This is a genomic window from Faecalibacterium sp. BCRC 81149, assembly GCF_022750605.1.
Lineage (GTDB): Bacteria > Bacillota > Clostridia > Oscillospirales > Ruminococcaceae > Faecalibacterium > Faecalibacterium duncaniae.
The window spans coordinates 18,882-38,335 of record NZ_QXJA01000012.1 but is presented as its reverse complement, the minus strand read 5'-3'; the positions used below and the strand labels follow the sequence as shown (position 1 = coordinate 38,335).

Sequence of the window (19,454 nt, the reverse complement as noted above, 5' to 3'; positions counted from 1 at the left end):
AATGACGGAGAGGGCGAGCCGCCTTTAGTCCTCTTCATATCTTATCGTCACACTCTTCGCATGGGCGTGCAGGCCCTCGCGCTCGGCAAAATCGGCAATGCGAGGTGCCACCTCGCCCAGCGCCTCGCGGGTGTAATAGAGGAAGCTGGACTTCTTCACAAAGTCGTCCACACCCAGCGGGCTGGAGAAGCGGGCCGTGCCGCTGGTGGGCAGGGTGTGGTTGGGGCCTGCAAAGTAATCGCCCAGGGCCTCGGGCACATTGCGGCCCAGGAAGATGCTGCCCGCGTTTTTGATCTCGTTCAGCACCCCGAAGGGGTCCTCCACGCAGACCTCCAGATGCTCCGGCGCAATGATGTTGCAGGCCTCAATGGCCTTGTGCAGGTCGGTGCAGACGATGATCTTCCCGTTGTCGTCCACGCTGGCGCGGGCAATGGCGGCACGGGGCAGCTGGGGGATCTGCACCTCCAGCTCTGCCTGCACGGCCCTGGCTAGCTCCGGGCTGTCGGTGACAAGAACAGGACTGGCCAGCTTGTCGTGCTCGGCCTGGCTCAGCAGGTCTGCCGCCACCCAGGCGGGGTTGCAGCCGCCGTCGGCCAGCACCAGGATCTCGCTGGGGCCGGCGATCATATCAATGCCCACCTTGCCGAACACCTTCCGCTTGGCGGTGGCAACGTAGATGTTGCCGGGGCCGACGATCTTGTCCACCGCCGGGATGCTCTGGGTGCCGTAGGCCAGCGCGGCCACGGCCTGTGCACCGCCAGTCTTGAAGATCTTGGTCACACCGGCGGTGGCGGCGGCGGCAAGGATGACCGGATTCACCCTGCCGTCCTTTCCGGCGGGGGTGGTCATCACGATCTCCGACACGCCCGCGACCCTGGCCGGGATAACATCCATCAGCACGGTGGAGGGATAGGCCGCCGTGCCGCCGGGCACATATACGCCCGCCTTCTCAATGGGGGTATATTTCTGGCCCAGCACGATGCCGGGCTTCTCGTTGATCACGAAGTTCTTGTGCACCTGCTGGCGGTGGAAGCTCTCAATGTTGGCGGCAGCCTCCCGCAGGGTCTCAAGGAAATAGGGGTCCATATTGGCAAAGGCCTCATCGATCTCCGCCTGCGTCACCTGCAGGTCGTCGATCTTTGCCCCGTCAAATTTCAGCGCGTACTCCTTCAGCGCCTCATCGCCCCGGGCGCGGACCTCGGCAATGATGCCGTCCACCACATCCTCCACGTTTTTCTCCGCGCGGATGTCCCGGTTCAGGATCTCCTCGGGCCTGAGCTCATCAAAATTATACAGCTTGATCATTTTGTTTCCTCCTGCAAGGTCTTGCGCAGCGCTTCCAGCATGGCATCCATCTCGTTGTGCTTGAACTGGTAGCTGGCCTTATTGGCAATGAACCGGGCCGAGATGGGCATGAACTCAGTGACCACCCGCAGGCCGTTCTCCCGCAGGGTGGTGCCGGTCTCCACGATATCCACAATGACATCGGAAAGGCCCAGAATGGGGGCCAGCTCAATGGAGCCGTTCAGCTTGATGATATCGATATCCCGCCCGATGGACGCATAGTAGCTCTTTGCAATGTTGACAAATTTGGTCGCCACCCGCACCGGGCGGCTGGGGTCATCCTTGTAATCCGCCGGGGCAGCCACGCACATCCGGCACCTGCCAAGGCCGGTATCCAGCAGCTCGTAGACATCTGCAGAGGCTTCGGTAAGGATATCCTTGCCCACGATGCCCACATCTGCCGCGCCGTGCTCAACGTAGATGGCCACATCGCTGGGCTTGACAAGGAAGTAGCGGATGCCCGCCGCAGGGTTCTCCACCACCAGCTTTCGGGTGGCGTTGTAGTCCTCGGTGCAGCCGTAGCCGATACGGGCCAGCAGGTCATACATCCTGTCGCCCAGACGGCCCTTGGGCAGGGCCACATTCAGCATGACCCGGTCCGTGCTGTTCCTCTGCACCGGCGGGGTGGGGGCGCTCAGGCGGTCAAGCTCGTCCAGATAGACCGCAAAGCCGATGGCCCCGGCCCCGGGGGTGAACTTCTGCATCAGCAGGTCATAGCGGCCGCCCTTGAGCAGGGGCCGCGGCAGGCCCTGCAGGTAACCCTGAAAGACCAGCCCGTTGTAGTATTCCATCTCACCGGCAAGGCTCAGGTCAAGGCGGACCGCCCCGCCGGAGGCCTCCAGCGTTTTGGCCAGTGCCCGCAGCTCAGCGGCGGCGGCGCGCATCCGGTCGTTGCGGCAGGCACTCTCTGCCTTTGCCAGCGTCTCCTCGCAGCTGCCGGAAAGCTCCAGCAGGCCGGTCAGGGCATCGGCCCCGGCGGCATCCAGCCCGGCGGCCTGCGCGGCGCGGCGCAGCTCGTGCGCATTCTTTTCCCGCAGCTTTTCCAGCAGGCCGGGGCGGGCATTCTCCGGCACGCCCAGTGCGTCGAACAGGCCGAACAGATAGCCCATGTGGCTGACTTCCAGCACCCACGCGGCCCCCAGCTGGGCCAGGCTCTGCGCTGCCAGCCGGACCGCCTGCTGCACCTGTGCTTCCCCCACCGCGCCCAGCATCTCAAGGCCCATCTGGGAGATTTCCTGGAAGGTGTGGCTCTCTGCCGAGGGGCGGTAGACGTTCTCATGGTAGTAATACCGCAGGGTCTCGCCGGGGGCGGGCTGGGCCGTCTTGGCGATAGACAGGGTCACGTCCGGCTTGAGCGCCAGCAGACGGCCATCCAGGTCGGTGAAGGTGATAACCTGCTCCGAGGACAAAAAGCTCCGGTTCTCCTGATAAAGCCCATACTCCTCAAAGCGGCCCATGTGATATTTGCGGCAGCCCGCCGCCTCATACAGCGCCCGCAGCGCAAAGGAGGCCCGCTCCTTGGGCTGCAAACTGTCCAGACTGAATTCCATCTCGATCTCCTCGTTCCCTCTCTGCGTATTTCCCACTTCTTTTGTTTATTTTACTTTATCAAGATAAAGTTGTAAAGCGTGAAAGTAACAGCTTTTCAGCCCTATCTTACCGTTTTTCTGTGCGTTTGTACAGAAAGGCGAAATCATTTCACCCCAGCGCCAAAACAGATGATGGAGAGCGAAAACCGGGGATGCAAAAAGGCCGGGCCAGTCTCCTGCATTGGAAACCGGCCCGGCATCTTTCTTATTTTGCAAGCTTCAGATTCTGCGGCTCTTTGGGTGTGAACACAAGCTTCAGGTCCATTCCCATTCCGTCTGCCAGACGCTTCAGCAGCTTCAAAGATGGGTTGCGTGTTCCATTTTCCAGCTTGCTGATATCCGCCTGATTGATGCCGGTGCGTTCGGCCAGCTCCTTCTGGGTCAGGTTCTGAGAAATGCGTGCATCTGCCATCGCCCGGATGATATCCATTTCCGGCTGGTTCTCTTCCCACTCCTTGCGGAACTCCTCATTTTTCAGCTGTTCATTCAAATACAGATCCAGTGTTTTCATCTGATTCACCCTCTCTTTCCAAAAAATCTTCCGCAGGGCGCTGGCCATCTCTTGTTTCATAAAATTCCACCACGAATGGTCCCATTTCAAAATCCTCCCTACACTTTTCCCCTTCAGTATATGGCAGATATGCCATATTGTCAAGTGCAAAAAGGCCGCCGCCCATTCGAAAACAGGCAGCGGCCATACGGCTCGATTTTTTTCTTTTAGCCCAGCAGCGCCAGCACAGCAGCCTTGGGGCGGGCACCCACAGCCTGATTGACCAGCTTGCCGTCGCGGAACACCAGCAGTGTGGGGATGCTCATCACGCCGAACTGGGAGGCCAGCTCGGGCTGTTCATCCACATTGACCTTGCCCACCTTGACATCGGTGCGCTCCTCGGCCACCTCGTCCACGATGGGACTCAGCATCCGGCAGGGGCCGCACCAGGTGGCCCAGAAGTCCAGCAGAACAGGCTTTGCGCTGTGCAGCACCTCTGCCTCAAAGTTTTCTTTGGTAATGGTAACAACAGCCATATCGGTTTCCTCCATTTTTTATCCGCACCCTCTGCGGGGGCGGTCAGTTCCCTCAAAAGAAGGAGTGATTCTTACTTATGGCTCTAGTATACCCCAACCGACAGGATATTTCCAGAGACAATTTGTGAACAAAAAAGGCGGCGGCCCGCCCGCTTGGGGGAGAGCCGCCGCCTTGTGTTGTTCTTTGGAGTTCTCCGGGCTGACCGGTCAAAACGATCAGGCCGTGACCCAGGCGATTGCGGTAACGGGCCACCAGCCGGTCAGGTTCAGAGCGGTGTAAACGCCAACGATCGCATTGCCGATGGACTTACTCATGTAATCGGCAGCGGCATTGATGCCCTTTGCTGCCAGATCGGTGATATTCTCGCCGTTCTTCTTGTTGTTCTTGATCCAGGTACGGGTCTGATCCAGACCCCAGATCAGGTTTGCAACAGAAATGACTGCGCCGATCGTCCAACCCACAGCAAACGGAGCGGTAAAACCGTCGCCGCCGCTGGTATAGGTCATTTCTTCTTCGTTCATCACGTTGTAGTTCGCGGGCAGCATGAGCTTCTTTTCCATAATAATACTCCTTTACAAAAGCATTTATTGCACGGTGCATCGTACACCGCAGGTTACAGAAAACAGACCCGGTATCCCACTTTCCCGGCTTACAGGATCAGCAGAACAGCGCTCAGGGGAGCCAGAGCCACCACCATGGTGCTGGAAACGGCATCCCGGACAAAGTTGGCTGCGGACTTGGACATATCCTCGCCGATAGCATCTGCGGCACGGCCCAGAACGGTGAAGAGGTTGCCCTCACGGTTGCTCTTCTTGTTCAGCCAGTCCTTGGAAGCGGAAATGCCCCAGATATAGCTGGCACCCAGCACCACAGCACCCACGACCGTAGCGGCAGCGGATGCAAATCCGCCAATATCGGAACCGCCCTGGGTATAGGTCATCTCTTCTTCGGAAAGCACTGCGTATTCAGCAGGCAGATTCATGTTCTTGTTCATAAGTCTCATACTCCTTTTTTGAGCAGCTTGAACCGATGGTCTTCTTTCCCAATTTACCATCCGGTTTCTAGCCTTATATTACTACACGAAACAGTTTCATGCAATGGATTTTGTGAAAAACAATCAAAAATCGGAAAGTCGCATGAAAAAACAAACGAAAGTTTGGTGAAAAGCACTGCAATAATTTTCCACTCAGCCTGCCACGCCCGCGCGGTAGAGATACGGATCGGTGGTGAAGCTGGCATAACTGTACAGCACAAGGATCTGGTCGTAGTCGTTGGCCGCAATGAGCTGGTCCAGCCCATAGTTATAGTTGCGGAAATCCACCACGTCGATGGCCGCATAGTTGGCTGTCAGGTAGGGCACAAAGCTGTTGGCATAGCTGTCCTTGATGACCAGGATCTTACCGGTGCCGCTGCCCTCCACCCGGCTCAGGCCGTTGTTGCCGTGCAGGAACATGGCATACTTATCATACACCCTCAGTTTATCCAGATCGTACAGGCCGGTGGTGGTGCCCTCGGTGGGCTGGCCCGGGCCGGTGACGTTCCAGACCGTCAGGCTGTTCTGCAGGTCGTACCAGGTAATGGTGTCGGGTTCGGCATTCCAGGTGCGGGCCTTGGAGTAGTGGGTGCCGTAGAAATCCTCACAGGTCTCGGCCGTGTGGGCATCCCGGTCAAAGGGGGTCAGGCCCAGCGTCTCACAGAACTGCTGGTAGGCATAGTAGGCCCCCAGCGTTGTCCAGTGGTGGTCGGTACGGTAGTAGAGGTATTCCCCTTTGTGCTCCGTCAGGGTGGGCAGAACATCAATGAACCGCCCGCAGGCCTCCCCCTGTGCGGCAACCTCCTCCAGAATGCCCTTTTCATCGATCTGAGGTGCCCCCGCCGGGATATTCTCAGGGTAGACCACCGAGGCCGACGGCACCAGCATGAGGTTCACCCTGCCCGGGTAGCGCTGAGCAAGGCTCTGGACGGCGGCAAGGTTCTTCGCCATCCCCTTTTCCTCATTTTTCAGGATGCTGTAATGCCGGGCGAACATCATGTGCTCCCGGCCCAGCAGGATGCCGCCGCTCTGGGTCTTTTGGAAGAGGGTGGTCTCCGCCGCGCTCTGCAGGCTGATCCACTGGTCGCGGCCAAACACCTGATCCTTGACGTATCGGGTGTAGCTGGTGAAGTAGTTGTTCAGCCCGTCGGCGGAAACCGCGGTCAGTCTGGGCCGCTGGGTCAGGGTGGTATTTTCCAGTTCACTGTATGCGCGGTCGGGCGTGACCATATCCAGCACGAACAGCCCGATAAAGAACAGCCCGAAGGCCACCAGTACCGGATACCGGAACAGAGAGGGAGTTTTCTTTGTATGCTTGTCCATTCAGGTCCCCTCCTCAGAAGTTGAAATACAGGAACGGGCTGTTGGTGCTGCCCACCACATACGCCGTGGAGAGCACCAGAAGCACCAGCACCGCAGCCACACGGGTCACGGTGTGTTTGCGCAGGGCGTTCCAGAGCTTCTCAATGAGCGGGGTGCAGCACAGGATGCTGACCGCCAGCAGCACGCCGTAGTTGCGCAGGAAGTAGACCGGAGACGCACCGCCCGAGGGAAGGAAGAGCTTGCGGAACAGCAGCCCGAAGCCCACCCCGGCCTCATTGCCCACGAACATGGCCCAGCCCACCACCACAAGGAACATGGTGTAGATGTGGGGCCAGATCCTGCCTTTTTCCAGATACTTGAGCAGGAACAGCTTTTCAAGGGCCAGCAAAACAAAGTAGTACAGGCCCCAGCAGATAAAGTTCCAGTCTGCACCGTGCCAGATGCCGGTGAGCAGCTCCACCACGAACAGGTTGAAGATCTGCCGCTTCAGGCCCTTGCGGTTGCCGCCCAGCGGGATATAGACATACTCGCGGAACCAGCCGGAAAGGGTCATGTGCCAGCGCCGCCAGAACTCAGTGATGGAACGGGAGATATAGGGGAAGTTGAAGTTCTGGGGGAAATCGAAGCCCAGCATCTTGCCCATACCGATGGCCATCAGGGAGTAACCGGAAAAATCAAAGTAGAGCTGGAGCGAATAGGCGATGACACCCAGCCAGACCAGCGGCGTGGACGCATTGGCCAGGCCCACAAAGGTGGTGGAAGGGCTGTCGGCAATGCCGATGATGTCTGTCCAGAGCGCGCCGACGGCATCCGCCAGCAGGACCTTTTTTGCCAGACCGAAGGTGAACAAGGTCATGCCTTCCTCGATCTGCTGTAAGCTGTAACGATGCTTGTAGACGTGCAGCTGGGCCGAGACATCCCGATACTTGACGATGGGGCCCGCGATGAGCTGGGGGAACATGACAACATAAGCGCCGAAGTCGATGATGTTGTGCTCAGTCTTTACCTCCCGGCGGTAGACATCAATGGTGTAGGAAAGGGTCTGGAAGGTATAAAAGCTGATGCCCAGCGGCAGGACGCTGATGCCCTGAATGGCCGCAAAACCGGTGCCCAGCAGGCTGTTGATGCTGCGCAGGACAAAGTTTGCGTACTTGAAGTAGAACAGCATCCCCAGACTGGCTGCAAGGGCGACCAGCAGCAGCACCTTGCGCACGCCGGGCTTTGCGTCAAACGCTTCCAGCCCCAGGCCGCAGAGATAGTTGATGAGGATCAGGGCCAGCATGACCGGGAAGAACCGGACCTCACCCCAGCAGTAGAACACCAGGCTGCACACAAAGAGCACCGTATTCTTGAGCTTTGCGGGCGCAAGGTAATACAGCGTCAGCGTGATAGGAAGAAACCGGAACAGAAAGATGATGGTGCTGAAAACCAAGGCTTCGACCTCCTTTTAAAAAAAGAGCTGCTGCAAATACCCTCTCATACTCGCTGCGCTCGTCAGCTCTCCCTTTGGGAGAGGCAGCAGTGCGGAGCATTGACAGAGAGGGCCTGCAGCAGCCCCATTCAGTTTTATTTTACGCTCCCAGTGCGCTGTCCACTGCGCTGTCCAGATCGGCAGTGCACTCGTTGGAAGCGATGACCATGACCACGGTGTTGTCCTTGAAGGCGATCACGGCGTTCTCCACATTTTCCTGGGCCTGTGCGAACTCAGCGTAGTTGCCGTAGAACGCCACCTGATCCTGCTGGTAAGCAGTCAGCTGGTTTGCAACCTCTTCCGCCTTGCCGTCAGCAGCTTCCACGACCAGCACCATACCGGCATCGCCGTTGTCGTTGCTCTTCACGCCCTTGTAGCTCACCACATCCTCAGCGGGCAGGTTGAAATCGTACTCAATGTTCATGGCAGCGATCTCAAACTGGTTGGAGATGGGGTTGGCATCCAGCAGGGTCTCGAACGGTGCGTTCAGGGCATCGGTGCTGTTGTCCTCGCCCAGCGGGATGCTGGAGGCCTGGCTCAGCACAGTGGAGGCAGGCTCAGAGGACGCGGCAGAAGAAGCGGTAGAACCGGAAGAAGAACCGCAGCCGGCCAGCAGAGCACAGCTCAGAGCCAGAGAAGCAGCAGTCAGAATGATTTTAGCACGAAGTTTCATGGATTATTCCCTCTTTTATCTGTTTTACACCGGTTCGCCCACGCGGAAGAGTTTCCGGCAACGAACCATTGTTATCTTACCATATCAAAGCCCGAATTGCAAACGACAGGCAGAAGATTTTACGGTTTCTTCACCAGCGCTTTGCCGCTCAGCCCGCGATCTGCTGCAGGGCGGCGATATAGTCCTCAAAGCACAGGCCGCTGGCGTTGATCTTTGCGGCGTTTTCCACGCCCACATAGCGCCAGTGCCAGGGCTCATAGGTGATCTCGGTCTTCTCCTCGGCCCCCTTGGGGTAGCGCAGGATGAACCCGTACTCCCCGGCGTGCTGGCAGAGCCAGCGGAAGGCAGCCGTGTTCTCAAAGCCCTCGTCCAGGCCGGTGTGCTCGGGGCTGTTCAGGTCTGCGGCCAGGCCGCAGTTGTGCTCGGAGTAGCCCGGCGGGTTGACAACGGCGGCGGCCATTTCCTTCGCCTTGGCATCGTCATAGCCCTGCTGCTTATAATAGTTGGTCTTTTTCTCATAGAGATTGGTCTGGTAGGACACGCTGCGGTAGCCGCTCTGCATCCAGACGGTCACATTTTCCGCAGCAGCGGCCTTCTGCAGCTCCAGAAAGGCATTGCAGGCCACGATCTGCAGGGTCTTGTTCACTGCGGTCTTGGAGCCGCACTCAGCGGTCTCAAAGGTGTAGTTTTCCGGCATCTTATTGGTGTGGTTCACAAGGATCATCAGCGGGTCGGCCAGCATGGCCTTCGCCTCGGCGGCGGTCAGGCCCAGCAGGTTGTCCCGGCTCTCCACGCTCTCGGCGGCGGCTCCGCTCACGGCGCTGCTCTCCACCTTGCTGCCTGGCGCAGCCGACGGCAGGCTGCTGGCCGCACTATTGGCGGTGCTCCCGGCGGCATCTGCCGTGGGTACCGGGGCCTTGCGGCGGGAAAGCAGGAAGGACACACCGCCCACGGCCACGCAGACCACAAGGGTCAGCCCGGCGATGCGGCGGATGGCGCGGTTGCGCCGCCGCCGCCGGATCTCTGCCCGGGTCAGGCGGCGGCGGTGGATGGGTTGCTGCTGATTCATAAGAGACCTTCTTTCTCGGTTCGTTTTCTGTATATTATGTTTCTCCGGGGGCATCCTAAACCCGAGGTGACAGCCATGAAGATGACAGCGGAAGAATACGCGCGGCGGGTGAAACAGGTCGGCCCCCGCTCCCCTCTAGGCTCCGACTGCCTGTGGGCCTTCTGCGTGGGCGGCGGCATCTGCCTGCTGGGCGAGGTGCTGCGCGGGTGGTATCTTGGTATGGGGCTGGATGCCGAGCTTGCCGGCACCCTGACCAGCTGCACCCTCATCGTGCTGTCGGCCCTGCTGACCACGCTGGGGCTCTACCAGAAGCTTGCCGCCAGAGCCGGTGCAGGCTCGCTGGTGCCCATCACAGGCTTTGCCAATGCCGTGGTCAGCGCTGCCATCGAGTTCAAGCCCGAGGGCCGGGTCTGCGGCACCGGAGCCAAGATGTTCACCATTGCAGGGCCGGTCATCGTATACGGCACTCTGGCCGCCGTGGTCTACGGCGGGGTGCTCTGGCTGCTGGGCGGCTGACCGCTCTGTCTACAATACGCCTGCCGGGATGCAAAAATTGCAGTTTTCCGGCAGAGCGGATGGAGCAGAATATCGCACGAGCGCTATTATAGCACAAATCCCAAAGAAAAACAGCCCTGAAAGGGGGATTTTTTCATGGCGACCCGCCGGGGTGACACCCTGATCTTCCCAAAACCGCCTGTCATCGCCGCACACGCCTGCATCGGCGGCAAAAAGGAGGGCGAAAGCCCGCTGGCGGCAGAGTTCGATGAACTGCACAGTGACAACCGCCTCGGGCAGGCCAGCTGGGAGGCCGCTGAAATTCAGCTGCAATTACAGACGGCGCGGCTCTGCCTGAAAAAAGCCCACGCCACCGAAAAGGATGTGAGCCTCCTGCTGGCCGGAGACCTGCAGGCCCAGTGCACGGCTTCGGGCTATGCGGCCCGGGCGCTGGGCCTGCCCTTTGCGGGGCTGTTCGGGGCCTGCAGCACCATGGCCGAGGCGCTGGGTGTTGGGGCCTGCCTGTGCAGCGCCGGAATGGCAGACGGTCTGCTGGCCATGACCTCCAGCCACTTCTGCACCGCCGAGCGGCAGTTCCGCACCCCGCTTTCCTACGGAGCCGTGCGCACCCCCACCGCTCAATGGACTGCCACGGCGGCAGGGGCCTGCCTGCTCCGCCCCGCCGGGCAGGGGGTTGGCATCCGGGCCGTGACCTTTGGCCGGGTGCAGGATCTGGGCATCCGGGACATCAACAACATGGGGGCCGCCATGGCTCCGGCTGCGGCGGCAACGCTCCTGCGCTACCTCACCGACACCAACACCCAGCCGCAGGAGTTCGATGCCATCTGCACCGGCGACCTGGGCCATGTGGGCAGTCAGCTGTTCCGGGAGCTGCTGGCCGCCGAGGGCCTGCTCCTCAAGAACCATGTGGACTGCGGTTCCCTCCTCTATGATGCCGAGGGCCAGTCGGTGCACAGCGGCGCTTCGGGGCCGGGATGCAGTGCAGCAGTGCTCTGCGGGCATCTCCTGCCCCGGCTGGAGCGGCGGGGCCAGCGCCGGGTGCTCTTTCTGGCCACAGGCGCGCTGATGAGCCAAACCACCTTTTTGCAGAAGGAGAGCATCCCGGCCATCTCACACCTGGTGGAGCTGGCGGCTCCGGAGGAACAGAACGGAGGGAACACATGAACTATTTCTGGGCATTCGTTGCAGGCGGGGCCATCTGCGTGGTGGGCCAGCTCTTTCTCGACCTGACCGCCCTGACCCCCGCCCGCATCCTGACAGGCTATGTGGTGGCGGGCGTGGTACTCTCGGCCCTTGGGTGGTACGCGCCGCTGGCCGAGTTTGCAGGCTGCGGTGCCACCGTTCCCCTGCTGGGCTTCGGGCATCTGCTTGCCAAAGGCGTGCGCACCGCCCTTGCCGAAGAGGGAGCCATCGGCATCCTGACCGGCGGGCTGACCGCCGCTGCTGCAGGCATCACCACCAGCCTTGTCTGCGGCGTGGTCTGTTCGCTGGTGGGCCGCAGCCACGATCAGAACTGAAGCAGGACCCTTCCTGGGACGATACGCTTTTTTCGTGCATCGTCCTTTTCTGCGCCGATTCGCGCCCTCTGCATGGTATACTTTTCCAGAAAAGGAGATGATAGTCATGCGTGAGACTCTTGCAACGATTTTATGGGAGGGCTGGACAGCCCTTGTGCTCTGCGCGGCGGCGATGTTCCTGCCCGGCAGCGAGGCCCTTACATATCCCGCCGTGCTCTGGCCCGGGCTGGTGCTGGCAGCTGCTGTGCCTGCAGGCTGGGCGTTCTGGGCACTGGCAGAGCGGCCTGCGCCCCTGCCCCCGGAACAGCTGCTGGAAAAACAAAAACCCCCGTATCGGGTTCCCGATACAGAGGTTTTGTTCGTCAGTCGATCACTTGATCTGTCGTAAATCAGGCGTTCTTGTTTGCACGCTTGGCCATACGGCTGATCTTGCGAGAAGCGGTGTTCTTCTTGATGACACCCTTAGCGCGAGCCTTGTCGATCGCGGAAACAGCAGCCAGGACAGTTGCGTCCTTGTCAGCGGCTTTAGCATCGATGGCAGCGTCTGCCTTCTTGACGACTGTTTTCAGGTTGGTCTTAATGGCCTTGTTGTGAGCCTGCTCTGCAGCAGCCTGCACGACGCGGTCCTTCTGAGATTTGATGTTAGGCATTCGTTCCACCTCCTTGGCTACCTATAACAGCGCACCTTATGATACCATATTTGCCGTACCAGCGCAAGCCTTTTTTGAATTTTTGTTTAGAAATTTTTCATTTTCCCATACTTCTGGTACCGTTTGGGCGGGAAAAGCGCCCAAATACGGAAATTCAGCCGGATGGGGGATGCAAAATGCGGGAAACTGACCTTGCCGATGAACTGTTCGGCCAGCCGGGCAAAACCGCCCTGCCCGCCGGGGTGCGCGTGGCAACGGCCCGTCAGGGCGGCGTGACGATCACCCGGGTAGAGATCGCGCGGGAGGGGCTGGCGCGGCCGCGGGGCCGGTATGTGACACTGGAGGTCCCCAGCGTGAGCCTGCTGGACGAGCGGGACAGCGCCGTGATCGAAGCCGCCGCTGCAGAGCTGCGGCCCCTGCTGCCGCCCGAAGGCCCGGTACTGGTGCTGGGGGTGGGCAACCGCCGGGTCACGGCGGATGCTCTGGGTCCCCGCACGGTGCAGAAGGTGTTCGTGACCATGGGGCCGCGCACCGTACCGGTGCAGGGCATCCGGCCGGTGGCGGCTGTGGCTCCGGGGGTATCGGCGGCCACGGGCCTGAGCTTACAGCAGCTGGCCGGGGCGCTGGTGCGGGAGCTGCGCCCTGCCGCCCTGCTCTGCGTGGACAGCCTTTGCTCTGCCGAGCCGGAGCGGCTGGGCCGGACGCTCCAGTTTTCAGACACCGGACTCCACCCGGCCCAGCCCGACCACTCCCGGCATCTGGATGCCGCCCGGCTGGGTGTGCCTGTCCTTGCGGCGGGCATCCCCACCCTGATGCAGGCCGAGGAAGGCCGGAATCTGGTCGTCACGCCCCGGGATCTGGACGGAGTCATCGCCCACGGTGCGGCCCTGCTGGGGGCTGCCATCAACCGGGCCCTGCAGCCAAAGCTGAGTGTGGCGCAGCTGTGCTGGCTGGTGGGGTAACCCTCTCGGTCTCGCCTTCGCTTGCCTGCTCCCCTGATAGGGGCCAGTTTTATGCTGCTGTCGGCCTGCTGCTCCTACTGGGAGAGGCAGCAATCCGTTCGCATTGACGGAGCGGTTCTCTCATATCTATTTTGCAGAAGGGGGTGAGGTTCCATGCGCAGGCGGGAAATGGCGGGGTGCGGGCATCCCCTGCCTTTTGCAGCGGCGGCAGGCCTTGCGCTGGGGCTGGCACTGTTTGCGCACCAGCTGCTCCTCACGCTGGCAGCGGTGGTCATCGGGCCGCTGCCAGCCGTGCAGACCGCCCTTTCCCTGAGCCGGAAAGACCTCTCCGAGAATGCCGCACAGGCTGTGAGCGAACCCGCGCAGGAAACACAGGCAGAGCCCGCACAGGAGGCTCCCGCCCTGCCTGCCGGTGACATTGAAGCCTACCTTGTCCCGCTGGAAGGCGATGAGGCCCGCCCGGAGGGAGCCGGTGCCATCCTGGAAAAGAACTATCCGCAGGGCAGCGGGGAAAAATACATTCCCTGCGGCAGCGGCAGCATCAAGAACAACACCAGCGTCTCCAGCGCCGACATTGCCGCCGAGATCACCAACCCGCTCCCCTTTGCGGTGGAGTGGAACAGCCCCGACCCGCAGATCCTCATCATGCACACCCATGCCACCGAGGATTACCGGCTCTCGGCAGGGCTGTGGTACCGCCCGGGGGACGGCTCCCGCACCACCGACCGGGACCTCAACATGTGCGCTGTGGGCCGGGTGATGGCGGACACCCTCAACGCCGCCGGGCTCAATACCCTGCACGATGAGACCCTGAACGACTACCCCAGCTACACCGGCAGCTATGCCAACAGCCGCGCGGTGGTACAGCAATACTTATCGCAGTATCCCAGCATCAAGATCGTGCTGGATGTCCACCGGGATGCCATCGAGACTGAGAACGGCTCCCGCATGGCCCCGGTGTGCACCGTCAACGGGCGGCAGGCAGCGCAGGTGATGATCATCTGCGGGTGCGACAACGGCACCACAGTCAGCCTGCCCAACTACCGGCTCAACCTCCGTTTTGCCGCCGCCTGGGAAACCGCCATGGAGGGCCTGTACCCCGGCTTCACCCGCCCGGTCCTGTTCAGCTATCGGTTCTACAATCAGGATCTGACCCCCGGCAGCCTGCTCATTGAGATCGGCGGGCACGGCAACAACCTGAACGAGGCTCTCTATGCCGGGCAGCTTGCCGCCCAAGGGTTGATTTCAGCATTAAAACAGTAAAACCTCCCAGTCCGCATCTGCTTCTTTGGCAAGTAGGACCTGCCCTCTTTGCCAAGGGCTCCCCTATCAGGGGAGCTGGCGAGCGAATGCGAGACTGAGAGGTTTATTTTATTTTTGCTTATTCGTATACGATGCAGCCCAGGATCTGCTTGCCCAGCCGAACGATCTTCTCGTTCTGCTCCCGCACGGCATCGGTGCGGGTGACCGTGCAGTCGGCAGCCAGCACAATGGCATCGGCAGCCACCACATGGGGCACGGTGGCAGCGGCCTTGAGGATGCTCTCGGCGGCGGTCACGCTCTGGCCGCGCAGGGGTTCCGTGGCCTGCAGGGCAGCGGCCAGTGCTTCCAGCTGGTCCGCAGGCAGATCGCCGGTAACCAGAATATTCTTCGCCTCCGGAGCGCGGCTGCGGATGGTCTGAGCCATCAGGCAGAGCATCTCAGCGTCCGCGCTGCCATCGGGGCGGCCCTCCATCTGATAGAGCTTTGCATCCAGCTTTCCGGCCTTCTTGGTGCGGTCGCTGGCCAGTGCGCCCAGCACGGGCAGGCCGGTGGAGCGGTTCAGCTCGCTGGCCGAGTAGACCATGCCGTCCAGCAGGAACTTGACCACGACCACGCCGCAGGCAAGCACACCGCCCAGCAGGAAGCCAATGAGCAGGTACTTTGCCACCGAGGAGGCAGCGCCGCCGCCCAGTGCGGGCTCAGAGATGTTCTTCCAGTCGCTCTTGGTAGAGTTCCAATTGTCGTCCAGCGTCTGCTGTGCGCTTTGCAGTTCCACCAGCTGGCTCTGCAACTCCTGGATATCGGCGTTGTTCTCCTGCTGGGCTGCCCGCAGTTCCATGGAAACGCCCTGGCTGATGCCGGTGCTGATCACCCGCACATCATGGCTGCCCACAGCAGCAGAAATACTGTCATGCAGGCGGTTCAGCTGGCCCAGCATCGCATCCAGCATAGCCTGGGCACGCACCTGATCTGCCGCGTAAGCCCGCAGGGTCAGAACGCCGCTGTAGGCAACTGTCTCCGTACCGCTGACCTGCGGCTCTGCCGCGATCACACCGGTCAGGTAGCGGGCCTGCAGGTTCACAGCCTCTGCCGCCTGCTCCAGCGCATCGCCGTTGGTCAGCTGGTTGCTGTAAGCCGTCAGCAGGGCAGCGGTACGGGAAGCATCAGCAGCATCCACATAGACATCCGCCTGTGCCGTCCAGACATTATAGGCGTTCAACTGGCCCAGCAGGGAATTTTCGGCGTAATCCCGGGCCTGCTCCAGTGTCTTCTGGGCCTGCTTCTGCATCTGCTGGTTGTTGGCCGTGCTCTGTTCGTACTGCTTCTGCTCGAAGGCGTAGTCGGCCTTCTTCTGCTCATACTCGTCCAGTGCCTGTTCATAGGCTTTCTGTTCCTCAGCCGAGGTGCTGCCACCCTTTGCGGCCCGCACACCGGCCACACCGCCAAAGAGCACAGCACAGACAACCGCGGTCAGCAGGATGGGCTTGAGCTTGTGTAGAAGGGTCACCATGAGCGCGACGAGGTCGATCTCTTCCTCATCCTGTGCGCCGGTGGGGTAAGTGGTTTGATTTTCGTTCATGCTCTACTCCTCAGGACAAAGCCAATCTTCATGTTTGTTCCGTTTTGTGCAATGCACATACTATAACAGGATAAATAATAGCATCCTTTCCGTCAGAATTCAACCGTTTTTCCACAAAAAGCCGATTGACAAACCGGTGCTGCTGTGCTATTTTTAGAATTACTGAAAAGCAAGGATCGGGAAAAGTAACGCATCCAGGACGCTACAGAGAGCGCGGCAGCAGCTGAGAGCCGCGTGCGGGCCAGTGCGCGAACGAACACCCGGGAGCTGCAAGCTGAACACGGCATTCCGCCGCCAGTAGGTGCGCCGCAAAGCCCAGCGTTACCAGGGCAGCGCTTATTGGAGCGCGCGAGCGACCGGACACTTCCGGTAATTCAGGTGGCACCGCGGACATTACAAGACAGCTTGTTCGCCCTGAAAATTCAGGGCAAAGCTGTCTTTTTATTTTTATATCGGAGGAAAGAAAGATGGAACGTACTGAGATCGTCTCGCTGTACAAGAACACTCCCGCCGACGGCACGGTGGTCACCGTGTGCGGCTGGGCCAAGAACATCCGTGATTCCAAGAACATCGGCTTCATCGCCCTGTCGGACGGCGGCTGCTTCAAGACCCTGCAGGTCGTGCTGGAGGCTGGCAAGCTGGGAAACTACGAGGAGGTCATCCATACCGGCCTGTACAGCAGCCTGCGCATCGTGGGCCGCATCGTCCTGACCCCGCAGGCAAAGCAGCCCTTTGAGCTGAATGCCGACAGCGTGGAGATCCTGGGCGACTGCCCCGCAGACGAGTACCCCCTGCAGAAAAAGAAGATGAGCATGGAGTATCTGCGCACCATGCCCACCCTGCGCCCCCGCACCAACACCTTCAACGCCGCATTCCGCGTGCGCAGCGTGGCTGCCTATGCCATCCACAAGTTCTTCCAGGAGAACGGCTTCGTCTACTCCCACTCTCCCCTGCTGACCGCTTCCGACTGCGAGGGTGCCGGTGAGATGTTCCAGGTCACCACGCTGGACCTGCAGAACGTGCCCAAGAACGAGGACGGCACCGTGGATTACAGCCAGGACTTCTTTGAGAAGCCCGTCAACCTGACCGTTTCCGGCCAGCTGGAGGCCGAGGCCATGGCCATGGCCTTTGGCAAGGTGTACACCTTCGGCCCCACCTTCCGTGCGGAGAAGAGCTTTACCACCCGCCACGCCGCCGAGTTCTGGATGATCGAGCCTGAGATGGCCTTCTGCGACCTGAAGGGCTACATGGACACCGCCGAGGCCATGACCAAGTTCGTCATCCGCTACGTGCTGGACAACTGCCCCGATGAGATGGCCTTCTTCAACCAGTTCATCGACAAGGGCCTGATCGAGCGCCTGGAACTGGTGGCAAACAGCGAGTTCGGCCGCATCACCTACACTGAGGCCATCGAGATCCTGAAGAAGAACAACAAGAAGTTCCAGTTCCCCGTGGAGTGGGGCGTGGATATCCAGACCGAGCACGAGCGCTACCTGACCGAGGTCGTGTTCAAGAAGCCCGTCTTTGTCACCGATTACCCCAAGGAGATCAAGAGCTTCTACATGAAGATGAACGCGGACGGCAAGACCGTGGCCGCAGCTGATATGCTGGTGCCCGGCATCGGCGAGCTGATCGGCGGCAGCCAGCGCGAGGAGAACTACGACAAGCTGGTGGCCCGCATGGACGAGCTGGGCATGGACAAGACCAACTACGAGTGGTACCTGAACCTGCGCAAGTTCGGCGGCGTGGAGCACGCCGGTTACGGCCTGGGCTTCGAGCGGATGATCATGTACCTCACGGGCATCCAGAACATCCGTGACGTGCTGCCCTTCCCCCGCACCGCTTACGGTTTCTAAGGATTAAATTCAACCCTCTCAGTCAAAGCCTGTCGGCTTTGCCAGCTCCCCCGAAGGGGGAGCCTATTGCGGCTCTTGGATAAAGGCAGCATAGCCTCTCCCCTCGGGAGAGGTGGCATTGCGGAGCAATGACGGAGAGGGTTGTTTTCAACAAGGAGATAAATACAAGTGGAAAATATCGCTCCTGCCCTGTTGGACTGGTTCTACGCCAGCCGCCGCATCCTCCCCTTCCGGGAGGACCCTACGCCCTACCATGTCTGGCTGAGCGAGATCATGCTGCAGCAGACCCGGGTCTCGGCGGCGCTGCCCTACTACGAGCGCTTCCTTGCCGCCCTGCCGGATATCCCCGCGCTGGCCGGATGTGAGGAGGAAAAGCTGCACAAGCTGTGGGAGGGGCTGGGTTATTACAGCCGGGTGCGCAACCTGCAGAAGGCAGCGAAGATCGTCTGCGCTCAGTACGGCGGGCAGCTGCCTGCTGATTACAACGCCCTGCTGGCCCTGCCCGGCATCGGGGAGTACACGGCGGGGGCCATTGCCTCCATCAGCTTCGGTCTCCCGGTGCCCGCCGTGGACGGCAATGTTCTGCGGGTGTTTGCCCGGCTCTACAACGACCCCCGGCTGATCACCGACCCGCAGGTGAAGCGGGAGTTCACGGCACGGGTCATGGAGCACCAGCCGCCCGCAAAAGCCGGAGACTACAATCAGGCCCTGATGGAGCTGGGCGCACTGGTCTGCCTGCCCAACGGCGCACCTCTGTGTGAGCAGTGCCCGCTGGGCACGCTCTGCCGGGCCCGGGCCGCAGGCACCGCCCTCTCCCTGCCCCAGAAAACGCCCCCCAAGGCCCGGCGCATCACACCGGTCACGGTGGCGCTGGTGCTGAACGAAGGCCGGGTGCTGCTCCAGCAGCGGCCGGCCAAGGGCCTGCTGGCCGGGCTGTGGCAGCCGGTGCTGTGGGAGGATACCACCCTCACCGCCGCAGAGACCGCCGCCCGCCTTGCTGCCCTGGGGCTGGACTGCACAGGGGTACATTTCACGCCTCTGCCTGCGGCCAAGCACATTTTCACCCACATCGAATGGCACCAGAGCGGCTATTTCCTCACTGTGCCGGAGCAGTCCGCCCCCGCAGGCTGCGTCTGGGCCGGAAAGGAGCAGCTGGAGGCTGCGTACACCCTGCCCGGTGCCTTCAAGGTCTACAAAAAACTGCTGCTGACCAAATTGCTGTGATTGCCCGGATTGATGAAATTTCTGCATTTCGGATTGTAATTTTTTGCTTTTCCGGGTATAATAGCCTTATCAAAATGAACTCCGGTTCCATGAACCACCGTTCCCCACCAGAAAAGGAGTGTGTCCTATGAAGAAATCCTGTCTGATCGCTGTTATTGCCACGCTGGCCGCTGTGGCCGGTGCGCTGGCCGCCGTGGCTGTCTATCTGCACCGCCGTGAGAAGGAGCTGGACGAGTACGAGCGTCTGCTGTTTGGCGAGGATAAGGCTGAGACCGTTGAGCCTGCCGCAGAGCAGCCCGCAGAAGATCCTTCTGCCGAGGATGCCGCAGAATAAACCAAACATCGAAAAGCGCACCCG

21 protein-coding genes are annotated in these 19,454 nt (G+C 60.6%); 9 read left to right on the top strand and 12 right to left on the bottom strand.

The genetic code is table 11. The annotated features are described in order from the left end of the window. Nucleotides 1-24 precede the first annotated feature (24 nt). The 10 genes from hisD to D3F01_RS12420 form a co-directional block, all read right to left on the bottom strand. On the bottom strand, nucleotides 25-1,305 hold the full coding sequence (hisD, locus tag D3F01_RS12465) for a histidinol dehydrogenase (protein WP_242889004.1): 1,281 nt from the start codon (nucleotides 1,303-1,305) through the stop codon (nucleotides 25-27). Continuing rightward, entirely contained in the window at nucleotides 1,302-2,894 is a 1,593-nt protein-coding gene (hisG, locus tag D3F01_RS12460; protein WP_242889003.1) for an ATP phosphoribosyltransferase, read from the bottom strand. The genes hisD and hisG overlap by 4 nt, the downstream gene beginning before the upstream one ends. A 244-nt stretch (nucleotides 2,895-3,138) precedes the next feature. Beyond that, nucleotides 3,139-3,444 (bottom strand): helix-turn-helix transcriptional regulator, encoded by a 306-nt coding sequence (locus D3F01_RS12455; RefSeq protein ID WP_035393348.1) that lies wholly within the window; start codon nucleotides 3,442-3,444, stop codon nucleotides 3,139-3,141. A gap of 206 nt (nucleotides 3,445-3,650) precedes the next feature. Beyond that, nucleotides 3,651-3,959: a thioredoxin gene (gene trxA / locus D3F01_RS12450; protein ID WP_242889002.1), complete on the bottom strand. Its 309-nt coding sequence runs from the start codon at nucleotides 3,957-3,959 to the stop codon at nucleotides 3,651-3,653. Nucleotides 3,960-4,175: 216 nt separating this feature from the next. Continuing rightward, complete coding sequence (locus D3F01_RS12445) at nucleotides 4,176-4,520, bottom strand: hypothetical protein (RefSeq protein ID WP_242889001.1); 345 nt, start codon at nucleotides 4,518-4,520, stop codon at nucleotides 4,176-4,178. A gap of 89 nt (nucleotides 4,521-4,609) precedes the next feature. Beyond that, complete coding sequence (locus D3F01_RS12440; RefSeq protein ID WP_098923423.1) at nucleotides 4,610-4,954, bottom strand: hypothetical protein; 345 nt, start codon at nucleotides 4,952-4,954, stop codon at nucleotides 4,610-4,612. 192 nt (nucleotides 4,955-5,146) lie between these two features. Then, nucleotides 5,147-6,316 carry a DHHW family protein gene (locus D3F01_RS12435; RefSeq protein ID WP_242888996.1) on the bottom strand — a complete coding sequence of 390 codons (1,170 nt, stop codon included), beginning with the start codon at nucleotides 6,314-6,316 and terminating at the stop codon, nucleotides 5,147-5,149. 13 nt (nucleotides 6,317-6,329) lie between these two features. Then, complete coding sequence (locus D3F01_RS12430; protein WP_242888994.1) at nucleotides 6,330-7,748, bottom strand: MBOAT family O-acyltransferase; 1,419 nt, start codon at nucleotides 7,746-7,748, stop codon at nucleotides 6,330-6,332. A gap of 139 nt (nucleotides 7,749-7,887) precedes the next feature. Next, nucleotides 7,888-8,460: a DUF4358 domain-containing protein gene (locus tag D3F01_RS12425; protein ID WP_242888993.1), complete on the bottom strand. Its 573-nt coding sequence runs from the start codon at nucleotides 8,458-8,460 to the stop codon at nucleotides 7,888-7,890. Nucleotides 8,461-8,608: 148 nt separating this feature from the next. Beyond that, nucleotides 8,609-9,529, bottom strand: a complete 921-nt coding sequence (locus D3F01_RS12420; RefSeq protein WP_242888991.1) for a M15 family metallopeptidase — start codon at nucleotides 9,527-9,529, stop codon at nucleotides 8,609-8,611. Nucleotides 9,530-9,604: 75 nt separating this feature from the next. Between D3F01_RS12420 and D3F01_RS12415 the strand changes: the two genes are divergently transcribed. The 4 genes from D3F01_RS12415 (at nucleotide 9,605) to D3F01_RS12400 (ending at nucleotide 11,950) form a co-directional block, all read left to right on the top strand. Beyond that, entirely contained in the window at nucleotides 9,605-10,045 is a 441-nt protein-coding gene (locus D3F01_RS12415) for a SpoVA/SpoVAEb family sporulation membrane protein (RefSeq protein ID WP_097770100.1), read from the top strand. Nucleotides 10,046-10,180: 135 nt separating this feature from the next. Then, entirely contained in the window at nucleotides 10,181-11,209 is a 1,029-nt protein-coding gene (locus D3F01_RS12410; RefSeq protein WP_242888989.1) for a stage V sporulation protein AD, read from the top strand. Then, nucleotides 11,206-11,562 carry a SpoVA/SpoVAEb family sporulation membrane protein gene (locus D3F01_RS12405; RefSeq protein ID WP_242888987.1) on the top strand — a complete coding sequence of 119 codons (357 nt, stop codon included), beginning with the start codon at nucleotides 11,206-11,208 and terminating at the stop codon, nucleotides 11,560-11,562. Before D3F01_RS12410 ends, D3F01_RS12405 begins: the two co-directional genes overlap by 4 nt. A gap of 106 nt (nucleotides 11,563-11,668) precedes the next feature. Next, nucleotides 11,669-11,950, top strand: a complete 282-nt coding sequence (locus D3F01_RS12400) for an intracellular growth attenuator family protein (protein WP_242888985.1) — start codon at nucleotides 11,669-11,671, stop codon at nucleotides 11,948-11,950. A 1-nt stretch (nucleotide 11,951) separates the two neighbouring features. On the opposite strand, the gene rpsT is transcribed toward D3F01_RS12400, so the two are convergent. Beyond that, the gene (gene rpsT, locus D3F01_RS12395; RefSeq protein WP_005929709.1) at nucleotides 11,952-12,212 is read right to left on the bottom strand and encodes a 30S ribosomal protein S20; all 261 of its coding nucleotides are present in this window, start codon (nucleotides 12,210-12,212) and stop codon (nucleotides 11,952-11,954) included. 176 nt (nucleotides 12,213-12,388) lie between these two features. Between rpsT and gpr the strand changes: the two genes are divergently transcribed. Together gpr and D3F01_RS12385 are read left to right on the top strand one after the other, a co-directional pair. Continuing rightward, on the top strand, nucleotides 12,389-13,174 hold the full coding sequence (gene gpr, locus D3F01_RS12390) for a GPR endopeptidase (RefSeq protein WP_242888983.1): 786 nt from the start codon (nucleotides 12,389-12,391) through the stop codon (nucleotides 13,172-13,174). Between the two features lie 153 nt (nucleotides 13,175-13,327). Further along, nucleotides 13,328-14,437: a stage II sporulation protein P gene (locus D3F01_RS12385; protein WP_242888980.1), complete on the top strand. Its 1,110-nt coding sequence runs from the start codon at nucleotides 13,328-13,330 to the stop codon at nucleotides 14,435-14,437. A gap of 118 nt (nucleotides 14,438-14,555) precedes the next feature. Here the strand turns inward: D3F01_RS12385 and D3F01_RS12380 are convergent, their stop codons facing one another. Further along, nucleotides 14,556-16,016, bottom strand: coding sequence for a hypothetical protein (locus tag D3F01_RS12380; protein ID WP_242888978.1), 1,461 nt, complete (start codon nucleotides 16,014-16,016; stop codon nucleotides 14,556-14,558). A gap of 467 nt (nucleotides 16,017-16,483) precedes the next feature. Between D3F01_RS12380 and asnS the strand changes: the two genes are divergently transcribed. From asnS to D3F01_RS12365, 3 genes are all read left to right on the top strand, one after another. Next, the gene (gene asnS / locus D3F01_RS12375; protein ID WP_242888976.1) at nucleotides 16,484-17,872 is read left to right on the top strand and encodes an asparagine--tRNA ligase; all 1,389 of its coding nucleotides are present in this window, start codon (nucleotides 16,484-16,486) and stop codon (nucleotides 17,870-17,872) included. A gap of 168 nt (nucleotides 17,873-18,040) precedes the next feature. Beyond that, nucleotides 18,041-19,096, top strand: coding sequence for an A/G-specific adenine glycosylase (locus tag D3F01_RS12370; RefSeq protein WP_242888974.1), 1,056 nt, complete (start codon nucleotides 18,041-18,043; stop codon nucleotides 19,094-19,096). A gap of 127 nt (nucleotides 19,097-19,223) precedes the next feature. Next, a complete protein-coding gene (locus D3F01_RS12365; RefSeq protein ID WP_005929737.1) occupies nucleotides 19,224-19,430 on the top strand; it encodes a hypothetical protein in 207 nt (68 codons plus the stop codon). Nucleotides 19,431-19,454: the final 24 nt, after the last annotated feature.